General features: G+C 64.5%; 15 protein-coding genes and 1 pseudogene. 3 read left to right on the top strand and 13 right to left on the bottom strand.

Features of this window, described 5'->3' with window-relative positions; translation table 11 throughout:
- Window positions 1-6: 6 nt before the first annotated feature.
- The 11 genes and pseudogenes from MET49242_RS10255 to MET49242_RS10210 all read right to left on the bottom strand — a co-directional run bounded on the left by MET49242_RS10255 (window position 7) and on the right by MET49242_RS10210 (window position 7574).
- Window positions 7-417: a DUF3168 domain-containing protein gene (locus MET49242_RS10255; protein ID WP_036282766.1), complete on the bottom strand. Its 411-nt coding sequence runs from the start codon at window positions 415-417 to the stop codon at window positions 7-9.
- A 10-nt stretch (window positions 418-427) separates the two neighbouring features.
- The gene (locus MET49242_RS10250) at window positions 428-757 is read right to left on the bottom strand and encodes a phage head closure protein (RefSeq protein ID WP_036282764.1); all 330 of its coding nucleotides are present in this window, start codon (window positions 755-757) and stop codon (window positions 428-430) included.
- Window positions 754-1329 carry a head-tail connector protein gene (locus tag MET49242_RS10245; RefSeq protein ID WP_036282762.1) on the bottom strand — a complete coding sequence of 192 codons (576 nt, stop codon included), beginning with the start codon at window positions 1327-1329 and terminating at the stop codon, window positions 754-756. Before MET49242_RS10245 ends, MET49242_RS10250 begins: the two co-directional genes overlap by 4 nt.
- Window positions 1330-1399: 70 nt before the next feature.
- Window positions 1400-2626 (bottom strand): phage major capsid protein, encoded by a 1227-nt coding sequence (locus MET49242_RS10240; RefSeq protein WP_036282761.1) that lies wholly within the window; start codon window positions 2624-2626, stop codon window positions 1400-1402.
- Window positions 2627-2766: 140 nt separating this feature from the next.
- Complete coding sequence (locus MET49242_RS10235; protein ID WP_036287636.1) at window positions 2767-3378, bottom strand: HK97 family phage prohead protease; 612 nt, start codon at window positions 3376-3378, stop codon at window positions 2767-2769.
- An 11-nt stretch (window positions 3379-3389) separates the two neighbouring features.
- Entirely contained in the window at window positions 3390-3566 is a 177-nt protein-coding gene (locus MET49242_RS24915) for a histidine kinase (RefSeq protein WP_144259561.1), read from the bottom strand.
- The gene (locus MET49242_RS10230) at window positions 3566-3751 is read right to left on the bottom strand and encodes a hypothetical protein (protein ID WP_036282760.1); all 186 of its coding nucleotides are present in this window, start codon (window positions 3749-3751) and stop codon (window positions 3566-3568) included. Before MET49242_RS10230 ends, MET49242_RS24915 begins: the two co-directional genes overlap by 1 nt.
- A pseudogene (locus tag MET49242_RS10225) lies at window positions 3748-4956 on the bottom strand (phage portal protein). Before MET49242_RS10225 ends, MET49242_RS10230 begins: the two are co-directional and overlap by 4 nt.
- Before the next feature lie 26 nt (window positions 4957-4982).
- Entirely contained in the window at window positions 4983-6356 is a 1374-nt protein-coding gene (locus tag MET49242_RS10220) for a DNA-packaging protein (protein ID WP_144259560.1), read from the bottom strand.
- Window positions 6259-6795 carry a hypothetical protein gene (locus tag MET49242_RS10215; protein WP_036287633.1) on the bottom strand — a complete coding sequence of 179 codons (537 nt, stop codon included), beginning with the start codon at window positions 6793-6795 and terminating at the stop codon, window positions 6259-6261. The genes MET49242_RS10220 and MET49242_RS10215 overlap by 98 nt, the downstream gene beginning before the upstream one ends.
- 287 nt (window positions 6796-7082) lie before the next feature.
- The gene (locus MET49242_RS10210) at window positions 7083-7574 is read right to left on the bottom strand and encodes a YcgN family cysteine cluster protein (RefSeq protein WP_036287630.1); all 492 of its coding nucleotides are present in this window, start codon (window positions 7572-7574) and stop codon (window positions 7083-7085) included.
- A gap of 140 nt (window positions 7575-7714) precedes the next feature.
- Here MET49242_RS10210 and MET49242_RS10205 point away from each other — a divergent pair, with 140 nt between their 5' ends.
- The 3 genes from MET49242_RS10205 to MET49242_RS10195 are packed head-to-tail and all read left to right on the top strand — an operon-like array spanning window position 7715 to window position 11142.
- Entirely contained in the window at window positions 7715-9949 is a 2235-nt protein-coding gene (locus MET49242_RS10205) for a transglycosylase domain-containing protein (RefSeq protein ID WP_036282755.1), read from the top strand.
- 12 nt (window positions 9950-9961) lie between these two features.
- Window positions 9962-10552 carry a DUF1214 domain-containing protein gene (locus MET49242_RS10200; RefSeq protein ID WP_036282753.1) on the top strand — a complete coding sequence of 197 codons (591 nt, stop codon included), beginning with the start codon at window positions 9962-9964 and terminating at the stop codon, window positions 10550-10552.
- Window positions 10549-11142 (top strand): DUF1254 domain-containing protein, encoded by a 594-nt coding sequence (locus tag MET49242_RS10195; RefSeq protein ID WP_244430782.1) that lies wholly within the window; start codon window positions 10549-10551, stop codon window positions 11140-11142. Before MET49242_RS10200 ends, MET49242_RS10195 begins: the two co-directional genes overlap by 4 nt.
- A 53-nt stretch (window positions 11143-11195) precedes the next feature.
- On the opposite strand, the gene MET49242_RS10190 is transcribed toward MET49242_RS10195, so the two are convergent.
- On the bottom strand, window positions 11196-11594 hold the full coding sequence (locus tag MET49242_RS10190) for a DUF1178 family protein (RefSeq protein WP_036282750.1): 399 nt from the start codon (window positions 11592-11594) through the stop codon (window positions 11196-11198).
- Window positions 11591-11860 (bottom strand): glutaredoxin 3, encoded by a 270-nt coding sequence (gene grxC / locus MET49242_RS10185; RefSeq protein WP_036282748.1) that lies wholly within the window; start codon window positions 11858-11860, stop codon window positions 11591-11593. The genes MET49242_RS10190 and grxC overlap by 4 nt, the downstream gene beginning before the upstream one ends.
- Window positions 11861-11900: the final 40 nt, after the last annotated feature.

The following is an 11900-nucleotide window of genomic DNA, read 5'->3' as shown; positions in this document are numbered from 1 at the left end:
TGAATGTTAGAGATATTCGGTCGTTGCGCGGAAGCGTAAATTGACGCGGGCGAAGCGACCGCTCTGATCCCGTTTCGTCTCCAGGGAAACGAAGCTCAGATCAATCAACATGTGGCCCTGAAGCGTCAGTGGCGCTTCGTCGATCAGATCCACGATCTGTTGCGCGATCCCGAGCGCCTCGCTCAACCCGCGCTGGGTCGAAACGACGGCAAAGGTAAGAAATTGCTCGGCGCCGCGCGAAAGGTCGGCCGACCAATCGCGCATCTGCGTTTCGCCAAAAAGCGCATAGGGCGGTTCAGCGTTGCGCGGCGTCTCGTCGAAGATCTTGCCGCCGCCGAGCGCCGCGACGAGCGCCGCATCAGCGAGAAGATGCGCGCGGATCGCCTTTCGAAGCGCGATGACCGGCGATGTGCTCATGCTCTCCTCCTTACGAAATCTCCTCGCATTCGCAGGCAAGGAAGCGGCGCCGTTCGTCGTGATCGAGAACGCTCCGGATGAGCAGTTTTCGCCCGCGAAAAGCGAAGCGCATCTGGCTCTTCACGTCGTCGCGCCATCGGATCGTCACGACATGTGTCGTTGATTGCTCCGCCCGCTGCTCCACGAACTGGTCGCGCGCGCCGGTCGCTTCGATCCGCGCCCAGACTTGCGCAAGCGGCGTAAAGCTGCGCGCAAATCCGCCGACGTCGTCGAATGTGTCGATGACGGACTCGATCGTCACGCGCTGACGCAGGTCGCCGATGGAAGGTCGCCGACTCATGCCAGCCGCTCGCGTCGGAAGGGGCTCGCGAGCTGTATGACTGATTTAGGCAGGGCGCTTCCGTTGTCGTCGCCGCGATTTTCCCTCCAATAGGCGACAAGCGTCAGGATGGCGCGCCGCAATGGTTCGGGCGTTTGCGCCGCGAGCGAGCCGTAGCCGACGGTCAGATCGATTTCGACGCCATCGTTCGCGCGCCCCGGCGCGGGCGGCGCGGATTTGAAGACGATGCGTCCGGCGTCTGTCGCGGAAGGCGCGCGATAGGTCGTCGAACCGACGAGTAGCGAGGCGTCATTGACATCGTATACGCGGATGGCGGTCACGGTCTGGAACGGCGCAAAGGGCAGGGCGACGGTCGACGTTGCGCGTAGCGAGGATGGCCAGGCGTCAAGGATCAGACGCCAGTTTTGTGTGACAAAAAACCGGCGCGTATAGGCCTCGAGAGTCATGCGCGCCGCAACGACCAGCGCCTGGATCAACTGGTCTTCGTCGCTCGAATCTTCTCGCAGCCACGATTTCGCTTCCGCAAGCGAGACGGGCTCGACTGCTGGCGCGCCAATGAGCATGGGTCGCATGCCTGCTCCTGATGTCGGGGGAGGGAAAGTCCGCGGCGACTTGCGCCGCGGACGCGTGAAGCGCGGAGGTTCAGGACACGCCAAATTTCAGCAGCTTGATCGCCTCGAAATTCTGCACGCCGCCGCCGACGCGCTTCGTCGTGTAGAAAAGCACATAGGGCTTCGCGGAGTAGGGATCGCGCAAGACGCGAATGCCGACGCGATCCACTACAACATAGCCGCGCTCGAAATCGCCGAAGGCGATCGAGAGGCTGTTGGCGGCGGGATCCGGCATGTCCTCGGCCTCGACGACGGGAAAGTTCATCAGCGAGGCCGATCCGTCGGCCGTCGCCGGGGGCGTCCAGATGTAGTCGCCCGTCGTCGTCTTGAACTGCCGCACGAGGGATTGGGCCCGACGGCCCATGACGAATTTGCCGTTCTGTCGATAGCCGGCGCGCAAGGCGTAGACGAGGTTGAACAGCGCGTCCGACGGATTCGTCGCGGCGAAGGCGCCGGAAACGCCCGTCACGACATAGCCGACATTGCCCCAGGTCCAGCTTGCGTCGGCGACGGTCGTATAGGCGAGGAAGCCTTTCGGCTTGTTGACGCCGTCGCCGCTGACGAAGGCGGCTCCTTCCTGCTCCGCGAAGGCGACCTGGACTTCGTCGGCGATCCATTGCTCGATGTCCACGACAGCGTCGTCGAGCAGCGCCTGCGTTGCGGCAGGCATGGCGTAAAGCTCCATCGCCGGGAAGGTCATGTCTGCGATCTGCTGGTTATTGGTTTGGGGTCGCGGATCGGTTTCCGTCACCCACCCGGCGGCGGGGCCGGTCGTGGAAAACGCCCGGCGCAATGATGCGCTCGAGATTTCGCGCACGCTGGCGATCGCGCGGATCGGCGAGAGCTTCGCGAGACGGCGCAGGATCTCGCGTTCAGCGGGGATCGGCACGAGATAACCGCCGTCGGGACCCGAGGAGCGCGACATCGCCTTGGCCTCGAGCGCCTTCAGACCCGTCGCCTCGCCGGAGCGCATGTAGTGATTGAATGCGGATTTGTGTTCGCGTCCGTTGCGGTCCTCTACAACTGCCCCGCCAATGCGCGGGCGCGACATGTCGAGCGCGAGACGATCGAGACGGCTCTTCGTTTCATCGAGCGTCTGGTCGATGCGCGCGAGCTTTTCCTCTGTGACGACATCGGCGCCCATGCGGGTCTCGATCTGCGCCAGACGCTCGTCATTGGCTTCCTTGAAGGCGCTGAAGGCGCGATTGAGATCGGCGACGATATCGTCGCCGGCAGACTTTATTTCGATCGATGACATTGAGACCACCTCTTGATGCAAAACAGGCGCGCGCGACCGCTCTCGCGCGGCAGGCGCCGCCGAGTAATGCGTTGCGCGTATGTGAGCCGTCTTTTGTTCCTATCCACGGCCGACGGCGACGACGCGGATATGTCGGGAAGTCAGAGCGGCCGCTGGCCGTCGAGTCTGCGTAACTGGCGTTCGAAGGCCAAGGCGGCCTGCTGCGATTTCAGCCTTGCGACTTTGCAGGACGTTCTATCGATTGTGCGGGGCTCGGGAACAAGCGCCCCGCGCTTGACTGCGTCAACTCTCGCCGCTGTCAGCATTGGAAAAGTGACGATCGAGATCTCCCACAAATCGATTTCGTGCAAGCGGCGCACGCCACTGCTTTTGTCGGTCGTTGCGCGCAGGGTGCGAAAACCGATCGATAGCCCGTCGACGGCGCCGCCGCGCAGCAGCGACAGCGCCTCGCGGGCGCGAGCCACAGAGAGATCGAGGCGACCCGCGACTTTCAGTCCGCGCGCGTCCTCTAAGATCGACGTCCACACGCCGATCGGTTCGCTCGCCTGGTGCTGCCAGAGCATCTTAACGCCAGCGGCGCCGCGTTTGAGCAGCGAACGCGCAAAGGCGCCGGCCATCACCATGTCGCCGCCATTGTCGACGACGCCGAAAAGACTGGCGTAACCTTCAATTGCGCCGCCCGCGCCCGTTCGCGCGAGCGGCGCTCGAGCGCGCTTCATTTCTCTCGCCGCGCCGAAGCGAATATCGGTCATGGCCGCCGGCATCAGCCTTTCTCCGCATGTGCGCCGAGATGAAGCTGGTCTGACGCGCGTGTCTGGGCGTGCATCTGCGTCAGAACCTGGACGAAGGTCTTGAATACGGCGGATGGGTCTTCGCGATAACGCGACGCGCGCCGGCGTCCGCGCTTCTTGAATGGAAACCGCCATGTCACATGCGTCATTAATCGCTCCCATATCTTCGGTTGAATCTCGAGAGTTCGCGCACGAAGGCGTCGATGCGTCTCGTCGCCTCGCTAAGCTCGCGCATCGCCATATTGGCCTGCGCGGTGGCGACGCAGGCCCAGAGAAACAGCGCAAGATGCGCAAGGTCGCCGCGTTCGAGCACGGCGCCGAGAATGTCGCTCATTCCGCCTCGCATTTTGCGCCAGCCCGCGTTGCGTCCGGCGTTGGCCTGCGACCATAGCCGACCGCCTCGCGCTGCTCGTCGAGCGTAAGGAAGTTCGCCTTGCCGACGCGCTCCCATTCGCTTGCGCGCTCGGTTGCGAAGGCTTCCAGCCGGTCTGCGTTATAGTCGAAGCGGAAGGTTTCAAACCCCGGCTGCAGCCAGGCCTGAAAGCTCTTCTGGATGCGGACGACCAACGGCAGCACGGTCTGTCGCCAGAAGGCGCGATTGGCTTCCTGATAATTGCTGAACGTATTGTCGCCGGGCAGCCCCATGAGCAGCGGCGGCACGCCGAAGGCGAGAGCGATCTCTCGTGCGGCGCCCGCCTTGGTTTCCGTGAAGTCCATGTCTTTTGGCGAAAGCGACAGGGCTTTCCAGTCGAGGCCGCCTTCGAGAAGGAGAGGGCGGCCCGCATTGACGGCGCCGGAGAAATTCTCTTCGAGCTCCTCCTTCAGCCGCGTGAACTGCTCGTCCGTCAGATGCGCGCCGTCCGGCCCGGCGTAGACAAGGGCGCCGGAAGGTCGCGCCGAATTGTCGAGCAGCGCCTTGTTCCAGAAGCTCGCGGCGTTATGGGTGTCGAGCGCGATCTGGGCGGCGGCGAGGGGCGCGAATCCGTAATAATCGTCGAGCGGATTGAACAGTTTTATGTGCAGGATCGGCTCGATTCCCTCGCCCCGCATTTCGTAGCGCGCTTCGTCGCCCATGGCGCGATAGATTTAGGCTGCAGGCCAGCCGTTCTTGCCGGGCTCGACGGTCATGCGGTCCGGACGAAGCGCGTAGAGTTCGCGCAATTGCCCGTCGAGCAGGACGGACTCGACATAGGCGTTCCCGTAAAGCAGAAGATTGGCGCAGACCGCTTCGAGGAAGGAAACGCCGGTGTCGAGCGGATTGGGCCGCTCGATGAGATCGAGCAGCGGATGGTCGATCAGTTCGTCGCGGCCGTGATACATGAGCCAGGGCACCGAGGCGGCGCTCTCCGCAATCATGCGCACGCAACGATGGCATACGGCGTTGCGCTCATAGCCTTCGCGCGTCAGGCTGGAAGAATTGCGCGTCGTCCAGTGCGGCTGGCCGATCGTGTGCATGGCGAGAAGTTTCGCCGCGCGCGAATATTTGGTTTCACGCGCGGGAGCGCGCGCGCCGAGAAGGCGCGAGAGGAGCGACGGCATTTCGAATCCCTTTTCATGGCTTGGTTTCACACTCGCCGCATGCGCGGCTCGGGCGCTTTCGGCGTCAGCGCCAGGGCGGTGATTGCCCACACCAGCGCGTCGAGCCTGTCGGGCGAGCGTCCGCAGGACAATCCGTCGAAGCCGAAATCGCACATTTCGTCCTCGAGCGCGGGAAACGCTCCGACATGTTTCACGCGACCCTGTTCGTAAAGTTGCGCAACCGGCGCCGCGCGCAGATATTTGCCGCGCGTCGCGCGCACCATTGTCACGGGCGCGGCGGGATCGGCTTCATTCAGCACCGCGCGCACCATCTCGCCGCCCTGATTGACTTCGGCGACGAGGACGTCCGCGGAAAGCTTGTGATAAAGCGCGATCGCCGCGCGGGCCCATTGCGCCGGACGCGCCGCGGAGATCGTCGAGTCCGCGAGCACGAAGATCGCGCCTCCCGCGTCGGCGCCGGCGGCGATGATTCCGCAATTGTCGGCGCGCTTGCCGAAACTCGCCGGCGGATCGACCGCGACGACGATGCGCGCAAGCCTTGGCGCATCGGCAACGCGCGAGGCTTCGATCAGGTCGCGCGTCCACAGCGCGTCCTTGCGTTCCTCGACGATCTCGCCGTCGAGCTCCTGCCGTCCCAGCCGCGTGCCGGCGTATTGCGCCACGACGCTTTCTAGAAATGACGGCGCAAGATTGGCGGCGTTCTCGCGCGTCAGCGCGCGCGTCAAAACGGTCGCCGGGTGTGCGATGAGGTCTTTCAGCAATGGCGTCGGCCGCGGCGTCGTCGTCACGAGCTGTCGCGGCCAGTCGCCGAGGCGCAGGCCGAATTGCAGCATGTCCCATGTCTCCCTGGCGTAGCGCCACTTAGCGAGTTCGTCGCACCAGGCGGCGTGAAATTGGGGTCCGCGCAGGCTTTCCGGATCTTCCGCCGAAAACGCCTGCGCGACGACGCCGGAGTCCCAGACGAGACGGCGGCGCGAACTTTCCCATCGCGGCCGATCCCGCTTTCCGTGAATCGCAAGCAGGCCGGACACGCCTTCGATCATGACCTCGCGAACGTCGGCGGCGGTCTCGCCGATGAGTGCGATGCGTGACACCGGCCGCGTGCAAAAATGCGGGCGCCCGAGCGCCAGGCCCTTCACCCATTCCGCGCCGGCGCGGGTCTTGCCTGCGCCGCGTCCGCCGAGGATGAGCCAGACGCGCCATGGCAGGCCGGCTTCAGTGAGGTCGGGCGGCCATTGGTCCTTTCGCGCGACGATCTCCCAATCGTTCAGCAGGCGCGCGAGTTCCCGGGCGGAGAGGCCGTCAATCGCCTCGTTCAGAAGGCCGTTCGCCGCGCAGTCGCTCAATCCGTCGAGCAAGCTCCGTGCGCAGTTCGGCCAGTTCGCGGGGCGGTTCGTCATGGGCGGAGGCGGCTTCGTCATCGTCGTCCCTGGCGCCGTCTCTCTGTTCGTCGGATTCGCGCCGAATGCGCTTAAGTTCGGCGAGCGTCTTCACGAGTATCGCGAGCGTTCGGGCGCTCGCCTCGGTGGTCTTCGGCGCGTGTTTTTCCAGCGCCGCCTCGGCGCGAGCGAATTCGCGCTCGACCGCCTCTTCGAGCCGCGCGATCAGTCCGCTGGCGTCTTTCTTCGGGGGCGGAGCGGCTCCGGACGGCGGTTTCGATTTCGGCGCGCAGGCGGAGGGGCGCATCGGCCAGCCGTTCGATTCCCGGAAGCGGCGGAACTGACCGACGCTCATGCCGAGGAGGTCGAGAATTTCAGCGATGGGCGTGACGCCAGCGTCGTAGAGAAGTTTCGCCTGCGCGATTTTCTCGCGCGAGGGCGGGGCGGCTCTCGTTTTCATGCGCACTCGCCAGGATCCGATTGACGCGCCGCAGCGCAGCCTTCGCCATTGCGAGCGCAACGAAGCGCTCCGGGCGCCCTGAGGCGGCGCCGGAATGGCTTCGTCTATTGCGCTCATCGCAATGACGGACGGATGCTTGCGGTAACTTGTTTCACTCCGCGCCGGGCGGCGTCCCGTTTGGTTCCGCCGCCGCTCGAGCGCAATTGTGGAGCATGAGCTTTATCTACCCGAGCAGCGTTCAGGTGTCAAGGAATAAATTCCAAGATACTGAAAAAATTCCGCGCCCCTCAATATCGCGCCTTCTTCGGCCAGCGCTTGGGCCACAGGCGGATGAAATCCGGCAGATCGTCGGTGTCGATCTCATCCTCCCCCGCCTCGACCTTTCCGCGTACGGAAACATCTGCGCGATGCACGCTGTCGGGATCGCCGGAGATCAGCGGGTGCCAGGGCGGCAGGGGCTTGCCCTCGTTTCGCAACACATAGGCGCAGGTCGGTGGCAGCCAGTTGATTTTCTGCAGCTTCGCCAGCGTCAGCCGCACGCAGTCGGGCACATGGTCGCGCCGGTTCGGATAATCCCCGCACTGGCAGCTTTCGTGGTCCAGGAGCTTGCACGCAACGCTCGTGTGATAGATCGCGCCGGTGTCGTCATCCTCGAGCTTGACCAGACAGCACCGCCCGCAGCCGTCGCAGAGCTTTTCCCATTGCGCGCGGGTGAGGTCGGAGAGAGGTTTTTCCCAGAAGGGCGTTTGTGCGCCTTTTTTGCCTTTTTCGCCCGCCATTGTTCCCTTTCGACGCTTCCGCCGCCAGGCGGAAACCATATCCGCAATGAGCGTCCGTCAAGCCGTCGTCAAGATGGTTTAAAAAGTGGTAAAGTTAATTGTGGCCGGCGGTTCTTCCGCCGCGGGGAGTTCTGGCAGCCGTGTTCGAGCGTTTTTCGTCCTCGCCCATTGTGAAGCGGATCAAGCGAATCCTGCTGAGAATCGACGCCCTGATCGACTCCAGCATGTTCGACAGCGGCCGCCGTTCGCGCGAGCTTTACGAGGATTTCTCCGCCTTCATGGAGCGTTTTCACGTCTCCGGCTTCTCGCGCGTTGCGGTCGAACTCTCCTGCGAGGCGCTGACGCTCGGCCTTGCCGGCGGCGTCGTCCTGCTGGCGCTGGCCGGCTCGGCGTTTCAGATGACGAACGAGAACGATTGGTTGAAGCAGACCGATCTCGCCGTCACTTTTCTGGATCGTTACGGCGCGGAAGTCGGACAGCGCGGCATCAAGCATGACGATTCCGTGCCGCTGGAGCAATATCCCGACTATCTCATCAAGGCCGTGCTCGCCACCGAGGATCGCCGCTTCTATGAACATTTCGGCATCGACGTCATCGGGACGGCGCGCGCGCTGACTGTCAACGCGCGTTCCTCGGGCGTCGTGCAGGGCGGCTCCTCCATCACCCAGCAGCTCGCCAAGAATCTCTTTCTCTCCAACGAGCGCACCATCACTCGCAAGATCAACGAGGCATTCCTCGCGCTGTGGCTGGAGCACCACCTCACCAAGCGCGAAATATTGCAGCTCTATCTCGACCGTGTCTACATGGGCGGCGGCGCCTTCGGCATTCAGGCGGCGGCGGAGTTTTATTTCGGCAAGTCGGTCAAGGACGTGACGCTCGCGGAGGCGGCGATGCTCGCGGGTCTCTTCAAGGCGCCGACGAAATACGCGCCCCACAACAATCTCCCGGCGGCCCGCTCCCGCGCCAATGACGTGCTGAACAATCTCGTCGACGCCGGCTTTATGACTCCGAGCCAGATCATCGCGGCGCAGCGCAGCCCGGCGACGCCGATCGACCGAAAGCGCGAGACGGCGCCCGACTGGTATCTCGACTACGCCTTCGGCGAAATCCGCAAGCTCGCGGCCGCCGGCAAGCTCGGCGACAATCGCGTGCTGGCGGTGCGCACGGCGCTGGACTCCAATGTGCAGAAACGCGCGGAGGAAGTGATCGAGAAAAATCTGCGCGAGCAGGGCCGCTCCTATCGCGTCAAGCAGGCCGCGATGGTGGTGATGGAGCCCGACGGCGCGGTGCGGGCTATCGTCGGCGGGCGCGACTATGGCGCGAGCCAGTTCAACCGCGCGACGGACGGCTCCCGCCAGCCGGGTTCGTCCTTCAAGCCTTACGTCTATCTGACGGCGCTGATGACCGGCAAATACAAGCCGACGACCATCGTCACCGACCGCCCGACCTGCATCGGCAATTATTGTGTCCACAATTACAGCGGCGGTTATGCCGGCTCCATGCCGCTCGCCATGGCGCTGGCGAAGTCGCTCAACACTGTTGCGATTCAGCTGTCGCAGGCTATCGGCAATGGCGACTCGCGCGTTGGCCGCGCCAAAATCATCGACACCTGCCGGCGACTTGGCATCACCACGCCGCTCGAGGACACGCCGTCGCTGCCCGTGGGGCAGAGCGACGTGATTTTGCTCGAGCATTCCGCCGCCTACGCCGCCTTCGTCAACGGCGGCAAAAAGACGACGCCCTACGCCGCCGTCGAAATCCGCAATCGTCAGGGCGAACTGCTCTATCGTCACGATCGCGACGCGCCGCCGCAGCCGCAGGCGGTTCCCTATGAGAAAGTCGTCGAGCTTGCCGGCATGATGAAAAAAGTCGTCGAGGAAGGCACCGGCAAGCGCGCCCAGCTCGGCGAGGGAATCGACGTCATCGGCAAGACCGGCACCACCAACGGCTACAAGGACGCATGGTTCTGCGGCTACTCCGGCACGATGGGCGGCTGCGTTTGGTATGGCAACGACGACAATGATCCGATGAACAACATGACCGGCGGCACGCTGCCCGCCGGCACCTGGCACGACGTCATGGCCTATGCGCATCAGGGCGTTCCGCTGAAGCCCATCGTCGGCCTGAAGCCCGATCCCAAGGCCGCGGACGCCGTCGCGGCAAATGGCGTTAAGCCGCTGGAGCTCGGCGCGCCGCAGCGCCCCGCGACCCTGTCGAAAGGGGCTGTTCAGGCGCTCGAATCCATTCAGCTGAAGATCAGGACGATCGGCGGCGGCAAGCAGAGCGCGCTGGAAGGCCCCGCGGCGCTCGCGTCGCAGGACGAGCCGCGAAACAGTTCGCATGGCTTCCGCGCCGTCGGCGGCGTAATCCAGTAAGGGCGGGACAAGGTGGCGACGAGACCCTACGCCAAATATCTGCGCGCGGCCTCGGCGATGATCGCCGGGCTTCTCCTCGGGCTGCTCGCCACGATACTGTCGCTGAATTCGGGCTACGGCTTCAACCCGCTGCGCGCCGGGCCGTGGACCGCCTGGCCGGCGGTCGGCGGCTCGGAGATCGATCCCTACGCGCGCGCCGTGGTCGCAAGGTCCGGCGAGGCGCCGCTGGGACGCGACCAGGGCCTCGCCTTCGTCGCCCAGACGGATTCGAGCGGCGCCCCGCTCGACGGCGCCTGCGATTATCAGATCGTCGATCCGCTGCCGGCCGCCCGATTCTGGACCATCGGGCTCGCGAGTCCCGGCGGCGCGCTTCTCGCCAATCCGACCGGGCGTTATGTCTTCTCCTCCGTCGATGTGCTGCGTCGAGAGGGCGGCGCTTTCGACATCGCTGTTTCGCGCGCGGCGCAGCCGGGAAACTGGCTGTCGCCGGGCGAGACGCGCAATTTCGTCATCATGCTGCGCCTCTACGACACGTCGCTCGACGTCGACGCGCGGCCCGATCCCGCATCTTTTCCCAAAATCACGAAACTGCGTTGCGCATGAACATTCCTGATCGCTATCTCGATCTCATTCCCTGGGCGATCGCGACGCTGCTCATCGCGGGAATCGTGCATATCGTTTCCGTGCTGCTGATGCCGACGGTCGCGCCGCGTGACGCCTTTGCGCGTCTCGCCGAGGCAGCCAACGCCGGCGAAGCGCGCAACGGGCTCGTGCTCCTGCCGCCCATGGCGCCGGGCTCGGAGGTTCTGCCTTTCGAGGATCCCGCGTTTGCCGAAGGCGTCTGCGTCTATGATCTCGCCAAAGGCCCAATTCGGGTCAGCGCGCCGGCGGATGGCGAGGATTTTCTCGCGTTGTCTTTCCACGCTGGCGCCGGGCGCATCTATCACGCGATCACCGACCGCTCCGCGATCAAGGGCAAGATCGACATCGTGATCGGCGACGCGCGGCAGATCGAGGCTTTGGAGGCCAATGACGACGAGGACGCGCCGCCGCAGGAGGTGCGTCTCACCGCGCCGACGAAGCGCGGCTTCGTGCTGGCGCGCTCCTTCGCGAAGCGCGCGTCCGATCAGGAGCGCGCGCGCAACCGGCTGGGTTCGATTCGCTGCGAAAGCTTCGAACTGCCGAAAGAGTGACGCCTGTTATCTTGCGCGAATGCGGCGACAGGAAATGACGCGCGCCGCCCCGATCAGTTGCCTTCGGTCGGCAGACCGGGGATCGGCAGAATTTCGATGCCCTCTTCGAGCAACGCCTTCGCTTCCTCGTAGGTCGCGCGGCCGCGGATGGCGCGGCGCTCGACCTCGCCGTCCTCCATCTTGCGCGCCTCGTCGGAGAAGCGGTCGCCGACGTCTTCCGTTCCGGCGATGACTTTCTCGCGCAATTCGCTGATCAGCGCGCGCATCCTCTCCGCCTCGGCCTCGCGGCCGCGGGCGATATGTGGCGCCATCACGCCGCGCGTGACCTTCGTGGAGTTGCAGAAGGGGCAGGAGACGAGCCCGCTCCCGGCCTGCGACTCGAAGGAGGCGCTGTCGCGAAACCAGCTGTCGAAGTTGTGGCCGTCGTCGCAGATGAGCGAATAATGAATCACGACGCGACTCCGGCCGCCAGCAGAGGATCGAGCTCGCCCCGACTGTCGAGCGCGTATAGATCGTCGCAGCCGCCGATGTGCCTGTCGTCTATGAAGATTTGAGGCACCGTCGTGCGCCCCCCCGCGCGCACGCTCATGCGCTGGCGCCCCTCGGGGTCGCCGGCGACGGAGATTTCCTCGAAGGCTGCGCCCTTTTGCGTCAGCAGCTTCTTGGCGGCGATGCAATAGGGGCAGGTCGGCGTGGTGTAGATTTCGATGCGGGCCATTGCGATTCTGAGCTTTCGGTTGCGGCTGCTTATACGCTTG

The organism is Methylocystis sp. ATCC 49242, assembly GCF_000188155.2.
Classification (GTDB): Bacteria; Pseudomonadota; Alphaproteobacteria; order Rhizobiales; family Beijerinckiaceae; genus Methylocystis.
This window is presented reverse-complemented; position numbering and strand designations above follow the sequence as displayed.